General features: G+C 70.9%; 14 protein-coding genes. 9 read left to right on the top strand and 5 right to left on the bottom strand.

What is annotated here, in order from left to right:
- Nucleotides 1-33: 33 nt before the first annotated feature.
- The 3 genes from D0D15_RS13965 (at nucleotide 34) to D0D15_RS13955 (ending at nucleotide 3,856) form a co-directional block, all read left to right on the top strand.
- Complete coding sequence (locus D0D15_RS13965; protein WP_094004428.1) at nucleotides 34-1,656, top strand: long-chain fatty acid--CoA ligase; 1,623 nt, start codon at nucleotides 34-36, stop codon at nucleotides 1,654-1,656.
- Between the two features lie 85 nt (nucleotides 1,657-1,741).
- A complete protein-coding gene (locus D0D15_RS13960; RefSeq protein ID WP_094004533.1) occupies nucleotides 1,742-3,439 on the top strand; it encodes a TIGR03767 family metallophosphoesterase in 1,698 nt (565 codons plus the stop codon).
- 9 nt (nucleotides 3,440-3,448) lie between these two features.
- A complete protein-coding gene (locus tag D0D15_RS13955) occupies nucleotides 3,449-3,856 on the top strand; it encodes a PaaI family thioesterase (protein ID WP_027933891.1) in 408 nt (135 codons plus the stop codon).
- A gap of 7 nt (nucleotides 3,857-3,863) precedes the next feature.
- Here D0D15_RS13955 and D0D15_RS13950 read toward each other — a convergent pair whose 3' ends face one another.
- Both D0D15_RS13950 and D0D15_RS13945 read right to left on the bottom strand, forming a co-directional pair.
- Nucleotides 3,864-4,967 (bottom strand): winged helix DNA-binding domain-containing protein, encoded by a 1,104-nt coding sequence (locus D0D15_RS13950; RefSeq protein WP_094004427.1) that lies wholly within the window; start codon nucleotides 4,965-4,967, stop codon nucleotides 3,864-3,866.
- Nucleotides 4,964-5,998: an MDR family NADP-dependent oxidoreductase gene (locus D0D15_RS13945; RefSeq protein ID WP_198958166.1), complete on the bottom strand. Its 1,035-nt coding sequence runs from the start codon at nucleotides 5,996-5,998 to the stop codon at nucleotides 4,964-4,966. The genes D0D15_RS13950 and D0D15_RS13945 overlap by 4 nt, the downstream gene beginning before the upstream one ends.
- A 68-nt stretch (nucleotides 5,999-6,066) precedes the next feature.
- On the opposite strand from D0D15_RS13945, the gene D0D15_RS13940 reads away from it, so the two are divergent.
- The 4 genes from D0D15_RS13940 (at nucleotide 6,067) to D0D15_RS13925 (ending at nucleotide 10,230) form a co-directional block, all read left to right on the top strand.
- Nucleotides 6,067-7,251: a peptidase C39 family protein gene (locus D0D15_RS13940; protein WP_094004426.1), complete on the top strand. Its 1,185-nt coding sequence runs from the start codon at nucleotides 6,067-6,069 to the stop codon at nucleotides 7,249-7,251.
- Between the two features lie 218 nt (nucleotides 7,252-7,469).
- Nucleotides 7,470-8,123 (top strand): TetR/AcrR family transcriptional regulator, encoded by a 654-nt coding sequence (locus D0D15_RS13935; protein ID WP_167481504.1) that lies wholly within the window; start codon nucleotides 7,470-7,472, stop codon nucleotides 8,121-8,123.
- Between the two features lie 14 nt (nucleotides 8,124-8,137).
- On the top strand, nucleotides 8,138-9,046 hold the full coding sequence (locus tag D0D15_RS13930; protein ID WP_094004424.1) for an ABC transporter ATP-binding protein: 909 nt from the start codon (nucleotides 8,138-8,140) through the stop codon (nucleotides 9,044-9,046).
- The gene (locus tag D0D15_RS13925) at nucleotides 9,043-10,230 is read left to right on the top strand and encodes an ABC transporter permease (protein ID WP_094004423.1); all 1,188 of its coding nucleotides are present in this window, start codon (nucleotides 9,043-9,045) and stop codon (nucleotides 10,228-10,230) included. Before D0D15_RS13930 ends, D0D15_RS13925 begins: the two co-directional genes overlap by 4 nt.
- Before the next feature lie 692 nt (nucleotides 10,231-10,922).
- Here D0D15_RS13925 and D0D15_RS13920 read toward each other — a convergent pair.
- Together D0D15_RS13920 and D0D15_RS13915 are read right to left on the bottom strand one after the other, a co-directional pair.
- Nucleotides 10,923-12,266 carry a cryptochrome/photolyase family protein gene (locus tag D0D15_RS13920; protein WP_094004422.1) on the bottom strand — a complete coding sequence of 448 codons (1,344 nt, stop codon included), beginning with the start codon at nucleotides 12,264-12,266 and terminating at the stop codon, nucleotides 10,923-10,925.
- A gap of 89 nt (nucleotides 12,267-12,355) precedes the next feature.
- Nucleotides 12,356-12,682: a hypothetical protein gene (locus D0D15_RS13915; RefSeq protein WP_094004421.1), complete on the bottom strand. Its 327-nt coding sequence runs from the start codon at nucleotides 12,680-12,682 to the stop codon at nucleotides 12,356-12,358.
- Between the two features lie 31 nt (nucleotides 12,683-12,713).
- Here D0D15_RS13915 and D0D15_RS13910 point away from each other — a divergent pair, with 31 nt between their 5' ends.
- Complete coding sequence (locus D0D15_RS13910; RefSeq protein ID WP_094004420.1) at nucleotides 12,714-13,034, top strand: hypothetical protein; 321 nt, start codon at nucleotides 12,714-12,716, stop codon at nucleotides 13,032-13,034.
- A gap of 28 nt (nucleotides 13,035-13,062) precedes the next feature.
- Here D0D15_RS13910 and D0D15_RS13905 read toward each other — a convergent pair whose 3' ends face one another.
- Entirely contained in the window at nucleotides 13,063-13,698 is a 636-nt protein-coding gene (locus D0D15_RS13905) for a TetR/AcrR family transcriptional regulator (protein ID WP_094004419.1), read from the bottom strand.
- Between the two features lie 109 nt (nucleotides 13,699-13,807).
- Between D0D15_RS13905 and D0D15_RS13900 the strand changes: the two genes are divergently transcribed.
- The gene (locus D0D15_RS13900; protein WP_094004418.1) at nucleotides 13,808-14,590 is read left to right on the top strand and encodes an SDR family NAD(P)-dependent oxidoreductase; all 783 of its coding nucleotides are present in this window, start codon (nucleotides 13,808-13,810) and stop codon (nucleotides 14,588-14,590) included.
- The last annotated feature ends 213 nt before the right edge of the window (nucleotides 14,591-14,803 follow it).

Here is a 14,803-nt window from a genome sequence, read left to right as displayed (position 1 = left end):
TTCATCGCCGAACTTCACCGCGCGGGAGTGCCCATGCTGAGCACGATGCAGGACGGACAGCTTTCCCTTGCCAACCTGCTGGAACACGGAAGCCGGGTGCACGCCACCAGTCAGGTGACGACCTGGACCGACCAGGGTCCCCGCCGCGAGACGTACGCGGATCTGGGCCGTAACGCGGCGCGACTGGCGAACGCGCTCCGTAGTCTGGGGATCACCGGGGACCAGCGCGTCGGCACGTTCATGTGGAACAACGCCGAGCACCTGGCAGCCTACTTCGCGATCCCCGCGATGGGCGCGGTGCTGCACACCCTCAACATCCGGCTGTTCCCCGAGCAGCTGACGTTCGTCGCCAACCACGCCGAGGACCAGGTCGTGCTGGTCGACGGCTCGCTGGTGCCGCTGCTGGCCAAGCAGCTGCCGGAGCTGAAGACGGTCCGGCACGTCATCGTGGCCAACGGCGACCCGGCGACGCTCCAGGCGCCGTCCGGGGTCGAGGTGCACTCCTACGACGCGCTGCTGGCCGCCCAGCCGGACACCTTCGACTGGCCGGAGATCGACGAGCGCTCGGCGGCCGCGATGTGCTACACGTCGGGCACGACCGGTGAGCCCAAGGGCGTCGTCTACTCGCACCGCTCGATCTGGCTGCACTCGATGCAGGTCTGCATGACCGACAGCATGCAGCTCTCGCCCGCCGACCGGGCCCTGGTCATCGTGCCGATGTTCCACGCCATGTCCTGGGGCATGCCGTACGCGGCGATGATGGTCGGCGCGTCGCTGATCATGCCGGACCGCTTCCTGCAGCCGAAGCCGCTCGCGCAGATCCTGGCCTCGGAGAAGCCGACGTTCGCCGGTGCGGTCCCGACGATCTGGCAGGGCCTGCTGCAGCAGCTCGAAGCCGAGCCGCAGGACATCTCGCACCTGCGCGAGGTGGTGGTCGGCGGCTCGGCCTGCCCGCCGGCGCTGATGCACACCTTCGAGGAGCGCTACGGCGTGCCGATCCTGCACGCGTGGGGCATGACCGAGACGTCCCCGCTGGGCAGCGTGGCCCGCCCGCCCGCCGGCGCGACCGGTGAGCAGGCGTGGCAGTACCGGTACACGCAGGGCCGGTTCCCGGCGTCGGTGCGCGCCCGGCTCATCGACGACGACGGCAACGTGCTGCCGTGGGACAACGAGTCCGTCGGTGAGCTGGAGGTCGCCGGCCCGTGGATCGCGGGCGCCTACCACGGCGGCGCGGACCCGGAGAAGTTCCACGACGGCTGGCTGCGCACCGGTGACGTGGGCAAGATCAGCCCGGACGGCTACCTGACGCTGACCGACCGCGCGAAGGACGTCATCAAGTCCGGCGGCGAGTGGATCTCCTCGGTCGACCTGGAGAACACCGTGATGAGCCACCCGGCGGTCGCCGAGGCCGCGGTGATCGGCGTGCCGGACGAGAAGTGGGACGAGCGGCCGCTGGTGGCGGTCGTGGTCCGGGAGGGCCAGAGCGTGACCGCGGAGGAGCTGCGCGAGTTCCTGTCCGACAAGGTCGCGAAGTGGCAGCTGCCGGAGCACTGGACGTTCATCGACGAGGTGCCCAAGACCAGCGTCGGCAAGTTCGACAAGAAACGGCTGCGCGCCTTCCACTCGCAAGGCAAACTCGACGTGACGCACTTCTGATGTTCGCCCGGAGGCCATCCGCGTCGGCTTCGATGCGGATGGCCTTCGCACACCTGGGGGATGCATGGGAATCAGCAGGCGGCAGATGCTGGCGGCCACGGGCGCGGCCGGGCTCGGGCTGGTCGTCGCGGCACCGTCGGCGCAGGCGCTCGACCGGGCGCTGCGGGAGAGCACCCGGCGCGCGATCGGCACGGCGGGCACCACGCTGGACAGCGTCGCGACCCCGGTCGACGGCGCCGCTGCCTACACGCGGCTGACCGGCGGGCCGGGCTGGCCGCTGGTCGTGCGCGAGGACCTGGTGGCCGGGACGGCGGGCCGCGACGACCGGCGCGTCGCGCTCACCTCGTTCGTCCAGTTCACCGATCTGCACATCACCGACTCCGAGTCGCCGGCGCGGTTCGAGTACCTGCACCCGCTGATCGGCTCGGCCCACCGTCCACAGGAGACACTGGGCTCCGTGGCCACCGCGGCCTTGGTGGACCGGGTGAACAGCCTGCGGCGCGGCCCGTTCACCGGGCGGCCGTTCGACTTCGTGATGACCACCGGCGACAACACCGACAACCACGAGCACCTGGAGCTGGACTGGTTCCTCGGCGTGCTCAACGGTGGCGAGGTCACCCCGAACTCCGGCGACCCGGAGCGGTACGAGGGCGTGCAGGCCTCCGGGGACCCGCTGTACTGGAACCCGGACCGCCGGCTCGACGGCGACTGGTCGGCGTTCCCGGTGCTCCCCGGCGTCCTCACCGCCGGCACCCGCACGTTCACCTCCGCCGGCCTGGACGTGCCGTGGTACTGCACGTTCGGCAACCACGACGACAGCATCGTGGGCAGCCTGCCGGACCTGCCCGGGATGGCGCACTGGTACACCGGCCGCTACAAGGTCGTCGGCAAGGACTCGGGCACCGCGCAGAAGCTGGCGCGGGCCATCCGCACGCCGGGCGCGAGCGTGCCGGTCACCGAGCTGTTCGGCGGCAGCGGCACGATCCGCGAGATCACGCCCGACGAGCGCCGCAGGCCGTTCACCACGGCCGAGTTCGTGCAGGCGCACCTCGATCCGGCCCACACCGGTCCCGGCCCGGAGGGCCACGGCTTCACCGGCGGCAACGCCGACGGCATCGACGTCTACTACACGTTCCGCATCGCGCCGGGGATCACCGGCATCAGCCTGGACACCACCACGCTCGCCGGGTTCGCCGACGGCTCGATCGGGCTCGGGCAGTACCGGTGGGTCGAGCAGACGCTCAAGCGGGGCAGCTCGGTGTACTACGACGTCTGGGGCAACCGGGTCACCCGCTCGGTCACCGACGAGCTGTTCATCCTGTTCAGCCACCACACGTCGGACACGATGGGCAACGTCCTGCCCGACGCGCGCCACCCGCTGGAGCCGCGCCTGACCGGGGACGCGTTCGTCGCGCTCCTGCACCGGTTCCCGAACGTGCTGGCGTGGGTCAACGGGCACACGCACGAAAACCGCATCACGCCGCGCCCCGGCGCGACCCCGGCGCAGGGGTTCTGGGAGATCAACACCGCGTCGCACATCGACTTCCCGCAGCACGCGCGCGTGATCGAGGTGGCCGACAACGCCGACGGCACGTTGTCGCTGTTCACCACGCTGATCGAGGCGCAGGCGCCGTACGCGGCGGACTACGGCGACACCTCGCCGGCCGCGCTGGCGTCGCTGTACCGGGAGCTGTCGTTCAACGACCTGCACGCCGACCCGGCCCGCACCGGCGCGGCCGCCGACCACAACACGGAGTTGTTACTGGTCCACCCGTTGCGGTAGGAACGGATCATGACTCAGCTCGACGAGGCCGGGACGGCGTTGTTCCACCAGTCGATGCCGTTCTCCGAGCGGCTCGGCATCGAGGTGCTGGAGCACTCGAAGGACGTCGTCCGGGCGCGGCTGGCGTGGGACGCGACCCTGTGCACGATCGGCGGCGTGCTGCACGGCGGCGCGTTGATGGCGCTGGCCGACTCGACCGGTGCGGTGTGCGCGTTCCTCAACCTGCCCGAGGGCGCGCAGGGCACGTCGACGATCGAGTCGAAGACGAACTTCCTGCGCGGGGTGCGCGAGGGGCACGTGACCGCGACGGCCCGGCCGCTGCACGCCGGGCGCAAGGTGGTCGTGGTGGAGACCGAACTGCACGACGACGCCGGCAAGCTCGTCGCGAAGGTGACGCAGAGCCAGTCCGTCCTCTAGCGACGCCTCATGACCGGGCGGTGGCAGGGTCGCCGTAGGACACGTCCCCGCCGCCCACGAAGGGCAGCAGCCGCTCGGCTTCCTGCTCCAGAGCCGCCCGATCGGCTGCGCGCAGCGGGCGGAACGGGGTGAGCCACAGCGTTCCCGCGTCGAGGGACCAGGTTCCGCGCACCCGGCCGTCCACCAGGATGGTGGGCCGCACCCGCGCCTGGCCGGGCATCACCCGCTTGCGGTCCTCGTCGCTGATGACCCGGGTCCGGTCGGCGTGGCCGAGCAGGGCGTTGTCGAAGGCGGGCAGCAGCCGCACCGGAGCGGGTGTTTCGGGGTCGGGCAGCTCGGCGTCGGCCAGATCGAGCAGTTCCCCGCCGTCGGGGCCGGAGTAGCGGCGCAGTTCGGCGCGCATCTCCGCGACGACCTCGGCCAGGCGGGTCAGTCCGCACCACGCCTGGACGTCCTTCACCCCGGCGGGGCCGAAGGCGGCCAGGTAGCGGCGGATCAGCTCCTTGGCGGCGGTCGCCGTTGCCGCCATCGGCTGTCCCAGCCAGGCCTCGGCTGGCGTGACCGAGACCCCCGACCGGTTGCCCCAGGAACCCCACGCGCCGGTGGCCACGCCGTGGACCAGAGGAGTGCGCAACTCCAGCTCCCCGGCCAGGTTCCGGCCGTCGCGCCCCGGATGGCGTTCGGCCGGCCGCCGGGCCAGCTCCTTGCGCGACAGCGTTCCTCCCGCGAGCAGTTCGAGTCCCTCGGCCACCAGGGACGCGGGGTCCGGGCCGGTGCCGTTCCGGCTGAAGTGGGGCGAGCCGGCCGTGCGATCGAGCACGGGCTGCAGCAGCGGCCGCAGCCGACGGAAGTCGTCGGCCGCGGCGAGGTGCTGGGTGCTGCGGAGCAGAGCGGAGCGGACCACCTGCCGGTCCGCCAGCAGCGCGGTGAGCTGGGACTGCGTGAAGGCGTGGATCCTGCTCCACAACCCGACATAGGCCCAGTTGGGCTCCTGCGCCTGCACCGCGACCAGGTGCCGGATCACCTCCAGCGGGGTGCGATCGGTGCGCCGCAACAGGAACTGGCGGTCCATCAGCGCCCGGTTCAGAGCCCGGAGGGAGAGTGTGGTCACGACAGCCGCACCGAGACGTTGCCCCGGTAGGAACCCCGCAGCAGGGCGAGGAACGCCTGCGGCCCGTCCTCGATCCCACCCTCGACCACGGTCTGCGGGTAGACGAAGCGGCCCTCGCCCAGCCAGCTGCTGAAGTGCTCACGCCAGGCCGCGATCTGCTCCGGCGTGTGGTAGCAGGAGAACGGCAGCAGCTCGACGCCCCTGGCCCCGGCCGCCGCGCGATCGGCCGCCGGAAAGCGCTGCGCCGCGTCCCCGAGCTGGCTGGACAGCGAGCCGCAGAGGGCGAATCGCGCGCCAGGCCGGGCCACCTGCAGCGCGCCCTGGTACTGCTCGCCGCCCACGACGTCGAAGAAGGCCGAGATGCCCTCGGGCGCCAGCTCCCGCAGCCGGTCGGCCGCGGAGCCGTCGTGGTAATCGAAGGCGGCGTCGAATCCGAGCTCGTCGACCAGGTAGTCGACCTTCGCCGGGCTGCCCGCGCTGCCGATCACCCGCGCCGCGCCGAGGCACTTGGCGATCTGCCCCGCCAGCGAGCCGACCCCGCCCGCCGCACCGGAGACGAACACCACGTCGCCTTCGCCGACGGCCGCCACCTCGGCCATCCCGTAGTAGGCGGTCGGTCCCTGGCCGAGGTGGTAGCCGGGGTCGGCGAAGAGGTCCCGATCGAGCTTGACGTACGAGCCGGCCGGGCCTGCCGAGTACTCGCTCCAGCCGGTCATCGACTGGACCAGGTCGCCGGCCTCGAGTTCGGGGCTGTCCGACCGGACCACGGTGCCGATGGCAGCCACCCCGACCCGCTGCCCCGGCTGCCAGGCCGGGACCGGGAGGGTGCAGTCGGCGCGCACCAGGACCTCGCCGTCCACCTCGGCCGTGGCGACGGTGAAGTGGCCGAGCCCGGGGGCGCCGGTGACCTGGGCGGTCAGCTGGATCTCACGGGCGCGATCATGTTCTGTCCTCGTCTCGCGGGTGGCCGCCGAGATCGACCCTAGAAAGGCTTCCGGCCAGTTTTTGACCGGAACTCGCCGGCCGCGCACTTCACCCGGGCGCACCTCATGGTTGGCAACTGGTTTACACCACCGCCGCGGCGGGTGAGAATTTGCGGATGACCCGCGCTCTGCTCGCCGTGCTGGCCGCCGCCATGATGGCGACCGTGACCGTGCAACCCGCGTCCGCCTCCCCCGGCCGCACCGGCGACGAGGCGATCGACTACCACTCATGGGCGCCGGCCGGTCCGTTCGCGCCCGCCGGTGTCGAGTCCTACGCGGGCCGGGACTACGAGCGGTCGCAGTGGACCTCGCCGTTCCACGCACCCGGCTTCGACGCCACCGAACTGATCGCGTCGTGGAACGCCCGGACTCCGCCGCGGACGTGGATCCAGGTCGAGGCGCAGGCGCGGACCGCGACCGGCGAGGAGACCGCGTGGTACGTGATGGGCCGCTGGGCGAGCGGGGACGAGGACATCGAGCGGACGAGCGTCGAGGGCCAGGACGACGCGCACGCGCGGGTCTCGGTCGACACGCTCGTGATGAAACCCGGCGTGTTGCTGCGCTCGTACCGGCTGCGGGTCTCGCTCTACCGCGTCCCGGGCACGCGCGCGACGGCTTCGGTCAGCGCGGTGGGCGCGATGACGTCGAACGTGCCGGACCGGTTCGAGGTGCCGGTTTCCCGGCCGGGCAAGGCATCCGGCATCGAGCTACCCGTGCCCGCGTACGCGCAGAACATCCACAAGGGACACTTCCCGGAGTACGGCGGCGGCGGGGAGAGCTGGTGCAGCCCGACGTCCACCGAAATGGTCGTCGAGTACTGGGGCCGCCGCCCACGCGAAGAGGACATGACCTGGATCCCCGCGGACTACCCGGACCGGACGGTCGACTACGCGGCCCGCTACACCTACGACCACACCTACGAGGGCACCGGGAACTGGCCGTTCAACACCGCCTACGCCGCCACCTTCGGCCTGCGCGGGCACGTCACCCGGCTGCACTCGCTGACCGAGCTGGAGGACTACATCGCCCGCGGCATCCCGGTCATCACGTCGCAGTCCTTCCTGGCGGACGAACTCGACGGCGCGGGCTACGGCACCGCCGGGCACATCATGGTGGTCATCGGGTTCACCGAGAACGGCGACGTCATCGCCAACGACCCGGCCGCGAACAGCAACGACAACGTGCGCACCATCTATCCGCGGGCCCAGTTCGAGAACATCTGGCAGCGCACCAAACGGCACACCGCCGACGGTTCGGTCGCGAGCGGTCCGGGCGGCGTCGTCTACCTGATCACCCCCTGACCGCGCCGACGGGGACATCGAGGCCAGAGCGCTTACTGGTAACTGGTGAACCCGTTCGGGTCACGGCGGTCGCCTCCTGCGCGATCGTCTAATATCGCCCGCCTACAAAAGACACCGCGCCTCACGCCGGATTTCCCGATACTCTCGGTACCGGTGGGGGCAGACTAACCACGAGGCATGGTGGTCAACAATGGCGGCAACGGGCTGCAGTGCGACCCATGGACGATGAGAGTCGCGCTGTGATCGGCGAGGCCCGGCCCCCCAGCGCGCTCGCGAACGCCCGCGGACGTCCCACGGCGGCACGCGTGTCCGTCGACGTCGTGCTCGACGCCGCGCGCCGGTGCGTCCTCGCCTCCGGGCTGCGGCGCACCACGCTGGCCGAGATCGCGCGGACCGCGAAGGTCAGCCGGATGACGCTCTACCGGCGCTTCCCCGACGTGCACAGCGTGCTGTCGGCGCTGATGACCCGCGAGTTCGGCGCGCTGCTGCACCAGGCGACGGTGAGCGGGGCCGACGCGCCGACCGCCCGCGCGCGCCTGGTGCGCAGCTCGGTGGCCGCGGTGCGGCTGCTCAACGCCGACCCGCTGATGCGCACGATCCTCGACGTGGACACCGCACTGGTCGTGCCCTACATGCTGGAACGGCTCGGCGGCACCCAGCGGCTCGGCGAGAAGTTCATCGTCGCGCTGCTGGAGGCCGGGCACCGGGACGGCTCGATCCGGCGCGGATCCACGGCCGTGCAGGCGCGGTCGGTGCTGCTCGTGGTGCAGTCGTTCGTGCTGTCGCTGCGGCCGGCCACCGCGGACGTCGCGGCCGAGGCGCTGCTCGGCGAACTGGCCCACCACCTCAACGCGGCCCTGCGGCCGCTGTGACCCCGAGGACGTCCTTGCCCGCACCAGCCCTGACCATCGACCGGCTGTCCAAACGCTACGGACCCGTGGTGGCCCTCGACGACATCTCCTTCGAGGTCGGACCGGGTGAGCTGTTCGGGTTCGTCGGCAGCAACGGCGCCGGCAAGACCACGACGATGCGCATCGTGCTGGGCGTGCTCGCGGCGGACCGCGGCGAGGTGCGGTTCGGCGGTGACCCGGTCACGCTCGCCACCCGGACGCGGATCGGGTACATGCCCGAGGAACGCGGCCTGTACCCGAAGATGCGCGTGCTCGACCAGCTGGTGTACCTCGCCGAGCTGCACGGGCTGGACAACACGCGGGCGCACCAGGCGGCCGAGGGGTGGATCGAGCGGCTGGGGCTGCGTGAGCGGCGCCGGGACGAGGTGCAGAAGCTCAGCCTCGGCAACCAGCAGCGCGTGCAGCTCGCTGCCGCGCTCGTGCACGATCCGGCGCTGCTGGTGCTGGACGAGCCGTTCTCCGGGCTGGACCCGATCGCGGTCGACGTGATGAGCGAGGTGCTGCGGGAGAAGGCGGCGACCGGCGTGCCGGTGGTGTTCTCCAGCCACCAGCTGGATCTGGTCGAGCGGTTGTGCGACCGCGTCGGGATCATCCAAAACGGACGGATGGTCGCGTGCGGGACGGTGGCGGAGCTGACCTCCGCAGCCGGGTCGCGGCTGGTGGTGTCCGCGCCGGAGGCCGCTCCGGGCTGGGCCAAGGAGCTGGCCGGGGTCCGGGTGGTCGCCGAGGAGCCGGGCCGGACCGTGCTGGAGCTGGATCCGGGGGTGGACGACCAGCACGTGCTGTCGGCCGCGCTGGCGACCGGGGCGGTGCGAGAATTCCGGTGGCGGCGGCCGAGCCTGGCCGAGCTGTTCCGGAACGTGGTCACGGGGAGCGGGGAATGACGGTCTCGCCCATCAAGGGTGTGTTCCTGGTCGCGCGGCGGGAGCTCAACACGCGCCTGCGCACGCGGTCGTTCGTCGTCGGGACCGTGGTGATCCTGCTGGTGCTGGCCGGGTACCTGCTGCTGCAGGCGACGCTGATCAAGGACGCGGACACGTCGAAGGTCGGGCTGACCGGGCAGACCACGGGCATCGCGGCGCAGCTGCGGGAGGCGGCCGAAGCGGCCGGCTCGCACGTCGAGACGGTGCTGGTGGCGAGCCCGGAACAGGGCGAGCAGCAGGTGCGCGACGGTGATCTGGACGCGCTGGTCTCCGGCAGCGCCGCCGACCTGCGGGTGGTGGTGGAATCGGAGCTGGACCAGCGGCTGCGGGCCGTGCTGAACGGGATCGCGCAGCAGCAGGTGCTGGACGCGAAGCTGCTGGAGGCCGACCTCGACCCGGCGCAGGTGATGCGGGAGGTGGGGCAGGCGCAGGTCCAGTTGACCGAGCTGGAACCCCGAGACGCGGACGCCGGCCAGCGGCTCGCGGTCGGGCTGGTGATCGTGTTCCTCATGTTCTTCGCGATCCAGGCCTACGGCGGCATGGTCGCGCAGGGCGTGGTCGAGGAAAAGGCGAGCCGGGTCGTGGAGATCCTCCTGTCCACGCTGCGGCCGTGGCAGCTGATGCTGGGGAAGGTGATCGGGCTCGGGCTGGTCGGGTTGGTGCAGTTGCTGATCCTGGCGGTGGCCGGACTGGCGATGACGGTCGGTAGCGGCGTGCTGACGCTGGGCGGGGTCGCGATCGGCACGGTCGCCTGGGGCTTGCTGTGGTACCTGCTGGGGTTCTTCCTGTACGCGACGGTCTACGCGGCGGCCGGTTCGCTGGTGTCGCGGCAGGAGGACACGGCGTCGGTGGTGACGCCGGTGAGCATGACGCTGATGGTGGGCTTCGTGGCGGGGTTCAACGTGCTGATCCAGGACCCGGATTCCACGGGCGCACAGGTGCTGTCGCTGATCCCGGTGTTCTCACCGATCCTCATGCCGGGCCGGATCGCCGCCGGGGTGGCCGCGACGTGGGAGGTGGCGGTGGCGCTCGTGCTGACCGTGCTGTTCGGGGCGCTGCTGACCTGGGTGAGCGGCCGGGTGTACCGGAACGCGGTGCTGCAGACGGGAAGCCGGGTAAGGCTACGGGCAGCACTGCGGCTGTAGGAAGACCGGCGGCGGGCCTGCATGACCGGCGGCCGGGAACGCAAGCGGGCCGGTAATCAGCCTGACCGCGCGGCAGCCCTGCACAACCGCCGCCCGGCAACGCGACAGCACCGACTACCCCCGGGGCCGCGCGGCAGCCCTGCACAACCGCCGCCCGGCAACGCGACAGCACCGACTACCCCCGGGGCCGCGCGGCAGCCCTGCACAACCGCCGCCCGGCAACGCGACAGCACCGACTACCCCAACCAGACCTCCCCCGCCCCCGATCCACAGCCCGCTTTTGGTCGCCGATCAGGCGTGTCAAGGTACTCTTTCCCGCCTTGACACGACTGCTCGGCGACTGAAACACAATCAGGCATCGGGGGCGGGGGTGGTCGGAAGGTGACCTTCCGGCGCCGTGAGGCGCTCCCGCCCGCAGGGCGGACTCCCCGCCTGCCCAAGCCGCCGGTTTAAAGATCAAAAGATGTCCTCGCCGGACGGGCAGGCTCCGGGATGACGGGGACCGTTGTTATCTCACCTCGGGCAGGTGGTCGCTGGGTGGTCATCCCGTCGCCTTCCGGTTTGTGTGTATCACTTTGAGCCAGGCCCGCAAGGTTGGCATGTCATCTCGCGTTGGCAGCGGATGTTGCGGGCCTGGCTCAAAGTGATCGTCCAGTTCCCGGCGACGGGATGACCACCCAGCTACCTTGGGTTCAAAGGCTGCGCTGCGCGCTCTGGTTGATTGCGTTGAAGCGGGTTAGCGCTACCTTTCGTTCCTCCGCGTGGTCCACCATCGGGGACGGGTAGTTCTTCGGGGGGTGCGGCAACTTCCAGGGTTGGTGCACGGCTTTCCCTGGAATCTCCCGTAGTTCCGGCACGTACCGTCGCACGTAGTCGCCGTTCGGGTCGAACTTTTCGCCCTGGGTGGTGGGGTTGAAGACGCGGAAGAACGGCGCCGGGTCCGTTCCCGTGCCCGCCACCCACTGCCAGTTCAGCTGGTTGGACGCCAGGTCGCCATCAACCAAACTGTTCATGAAGTGCCGCGCGCCCAGCCACCACGGCTGGTGCAGGTCCTTGACCAGGAAACTCGCCACGATCATCCGCACCCGGTTGTGCATCCAGCCCTCCGCGAGCAGCTGCCGCATCCCCGCGTCGACGATCGGGTAGCCCGTCCGGCCCGTGCGCCACCGCTCGAAAGCGTCCAGGTCGGTGTCGTACTCCAGCTCGTCGAACCGGCTGTCGTAGTTCCGCCGCGCGGTTTCCGGGCGGTGGTACAGCACGTCCGCGTAGAACTCGCGCCACGCCAGCTCGCTGCGAAGCGACTCGGCGTCCTTGCCACGCACCGCATCCAGACCGGCCAGCAGCGTGCGCGGGTGGATGCAGCCCCAGCGCAGGTACGGCGACAGCCGCGTCGTGGCGGGCCGGTCGGGGCGGTCGCGGTCGGTCGCGTAACCGTCCAGACCGCCGTCGAGGAACCTCTCCCACGCCTCACGCGCGGCAGCCTCGCCCGGGCGCGGCAGGGACATCGAGCCCAGGTCGGGGATTCCGGGCAGGCGAAACGGTTCCTCCGGTTCGAGCCAGTCCACTTCGGACCGCGCGGCCGGGGCGCGCCACCCGTGCCGGCACCAGGCCCGGTAGAACGCGCTGAACACCCGGTACGGCTCGCCGTCCGGTTTGGTGATGCGGCCCGGGGTCACGGCGTAGGACGAACCGCACTCGACCCACTCGATCTCCCCCAGCGCCTCGGCCACCGCCCGGTCCCGGCGGCGTCCGTACGGCCCGGTGTCGGTGCTGACGTGCACGCTGCCCGCACCGATCGACCGGGCCACTCGCGGCACCTCGCGCACGGGATCGCCGTGCACCACCATCAGCCGCCCGTCCAGGCTCTCCGCCAGCGACTCCAGGCACCCGTACAGGAACGCCTGCCGTGGCCTGCCCGCCGGCTTCAGCAGCGCTTCATCCAGCACGTACAGCGCGAGTACCCGGGTGGCGCGTTCGCTCGCGCTCAGCAGGGCGGGCAGGTCGGCCAACCGCAAATCGCGCCGAAACCATAACAAGGCGGTACCCACCGGTCCGACTCTAGGCGATCCGGGTCAATCCGGCTCGGCGACTACTCGGCCAGGAACGCCGGTGACCGTGCGTACGTCTAGATCATGTGCGGCAGACACCGGAGAACCCCGTGTTCGTGGGCGCCCATGCCCTGGTCGGCCGGGTCCGGACGCTGTTTGGCCCGGAGCTCCGCGTCCGCGGCGACGTGCCGCTCCCCCTGGTCTGCCTGCTCCGCAAACCGGGTTCGGTGACGTTCCTGCCCCGGCCGGGCGCCCAGCTGGACGTCGAGCTCCGCCAGGTCCCGCACGCCTACCTCGACGCCGGCGCCGTGCGCAACCCGGCGGTCCTGCCGCTGCTGGAAGAGCTGTACGACCGCCTCGGCGCGGACGCGTTCGGCCACGGCCACCTCAAGCACTTCGACCACTACCGGCTCGCGCAAGGGCGACCGGCCGATCGTGCGGTTGCTGCGCGACTGGACCGGGCAGCGCGGACCGGGCGGGGCGGACGCGGCGGTCGAGCACGTGCCGGCGGGCGGCTGGAGCAAGGTCGCGCTCAGCGTGCCGTGGTGGATCCTGCGGTACTTCGGGTTCCGGTGGGGTCGGCACCGCGTGCCCGGGCTGGGCCGGGAGAGCCGCTGGTTCATGCGGCAGCCGTTCATGGTTCCGCGCCACTCGGCGGACTTCCTCGGGTTCGCCGAGCGCCTGACCCGGGACCGGCTCGGGTCGGAGAACCCCGAGCAGCTGTTTCGATCGGAGCACTATTTGCCGGCCCGCTGACCAACCTTCACACACGGCGCCTGCCGCTTCAGTTGGTGGTGTTCGCGACGCCGTATCTGGCTTCCATCATCAGTACGGCCTCGTCCACGACGTGTGCCATCGATGCGTCGTCGGGAGACCAGTTCATGAGCAGCATCCGGGGCCAGAAGACGTAGTTGGAGATCATCCCGAGAAACTGGGTAGCTGCCAGCTCCGTGTCGTCCAGCTTGGCCGTTCCTAGGGCTTTCTCGGTGTCGAGATACCGGCGTACCGAGTCAAAGTAGGGCATCTTGCCGCGCTCGAAGTGGGCCTCGCCCAACTCGGGGAAGCGTGGCAGCTCGGCGATGACGATGCGGAAGAGGGCCGCCATGCCGGGCCGGGTAAGGAGGGCAACGTACCGGCGGCCGATCGCAGTCAGGCCCGCCCGCAGGTCGCCCGTCGGTGGGCGGAGGTCGCCTTCGTCCTCGACCTTCCAGGACTCCGTCACGATCGCGTCGAACAGCGCCGCCTTGGTCGGGAACTGCTTGAACAGGGTCGCCTTCGACACCCCAGCTGCCTCGGCGACCTTGGCCAACGACGTGCCGGCGTACCCGCCGTCGAGGAACAGTCGGGTGGCCGCCTCGATGATGGCTGCCCGCTTCTGCTCGGCGACGCGCCGGTGGTAGGTCGAAGACTCCGTCGTCATGGACGCATCCTACGCGAGACGAGTCACTTGACTCACCACCTGTCGTGGACGTAGCTTGGTGGCGAGGTGAGTCACTCGACTCACCTCCGTTTGTAGAGAGGACCGCGTCATGGGACGCTTCGACAAGCACACCGTTCTCGTCACCGGCGGCACCGGCGGGCAGGGCGCCAGCCACGTCCGGGCCTACCACGAGGAGGGGGCGAACGTCGTCATCGCCGCGCTCTCCGAAGGGCCGGGCGAAGAACTCGCCGCCGAACTCGGCGAGCGGGCACTGTTCGTCCGCCTGGACGTCACCGATGAGGACGCCTGGGCCGCGACGGTCACCGAGACCGAACGCCATTTCGGGCCGATCGCGGTGCTGGTCAACAACGCCGGCGTCCAGAACCCCGCAGTGCCGATCGAGGCGATCGAACGGCGGGTCTGGGACCGCATTCTCGACGTCAACCTCACCGGCGCGTTCCTCGGCATCAAGGCCGTGACCCCGTCACTGCGCCGCAACGGCGGCGGAGTGATCGTCAACATCGCCTCCACGATGGCCCACGTCGGCACGTCGCTCTACGCGCCCTACGTCGCCAGCAAATGGGCGCTGCGCGGGCTCACCAGGACCGCCGCGCTGGAGCTGGGCCGGGACGGCATCCGGGTCAACTCCATCCACCCCGGCGTCATCTCCACCCCGTTGATCAGCGAGCCGATCGCGGGCCAGCCGCCCATCGCGGACTTCTTCTCGCCCGAGCCGTACGCCATCCCGCGGTTGGGCACCCCGGCCGACATCACCGCTCTGCTCCTCTACGTCACCTCGGCCGACGCCTCATTCGTCACGGGCTCGGAGTTCGTCGCGGACGGCGGGCTCCTGCTCGGCCCCGCCCTGCAGCCCGACACGACGGCGGCGTGACCGAATCACCAGCCGCCCTGAGCGCCCCGTCGGTCCGGCTGGGTTTCTGCGGGGGCCCGGTGGCGTGCTGCTGACAGGGTGGGGACTGAGCTTGGCCCTGTGGCCCGGACACCTGACCTGAGGTGACCGTCGGTTACCGGGGAGGATGTTGCGGTGCCTGCACCACACCCGCCTGAGTTCCGTCAGCGCGCCGTCGAGTTGGCCCGTCTGGGC

The organism is Amycolatopsis thermalba (assembly GCF_003385215.1).
Lineage (GTDB): Bacteria > Actinomycetota > Actinomycetes > Mycobacteriales > Pseudonocardiaceae > Amycolatopsis_E > Amycolatopsis_E thermalba.
Note: the sequence above shows the minus strand (reverse complement) of the source record. Positions and strands in the feature narration are given on the sequence as shown.

What these genes read in the sequence shown, in the direction of transcription:
- D0D15_RS13965 (WP_094004428.1), top strand. Translation starts at nt 34, where the DNA reads ATGCTGAGCACGATGCAGGACGGACAGCTTTCCCTTGCCAACCTGCTG.
- D0D15_RS13960 (WP_094004533.1), top strand. Translation starts at nt 1,742, where the DNA reads ATGCTGGCGGCCACGGGCGCGGCCGGGCTCGGGCTGGTCGTCGCGGCA.
- D0D15_RS13955 (WP_027933891.1), top strand. Translation starts at nt 3,449, where the DNA reads ATGACTCAGCTCGACGAGGCCGGGACGGCGTTGTTCCACCAGTCGATG.
- D0D15_RS13940 (WP_094004426.1), top strand. Translation starts at nt 6,067, where the DNA reads ATGACCCGCGCTCTGCTCGCCGTGCTGGCCGCCGCCATGATGGCGACC.
- D0D15_RS13935 (WP_167481504.1), top strand. Translation starts at nt 7,470, where the DNA reads ATGGACGATGAGAGTCGCGCTGTGATCGGCGAGGCCCGGCCCCCCAGC.
- D0D15_RS13925 (WP_094004423.1), top strand. Translation starts at nt 9,043, where the DNA reads ATGACGGTCTCGCCCATCAAGGGTGTGTTCCTGGTCGCGCGGCGGGAG.
- D0D15_RS13905 (WP_094004419.1), bottom strand. Translation starts at nt 13,698, where the DNA reads ATGACGACGGAGTCTTCGACCTACCACCGGCGCGTCGCCGAGCAGAAG.
- D0D15_RS13900 (WP_094004418.1), top strand. Translation starts at nt 13,808, where the DNA reads ATGGGACGCTTCGACAAGCACACCGTTCTCGTCACCGGCGGCACCGGC.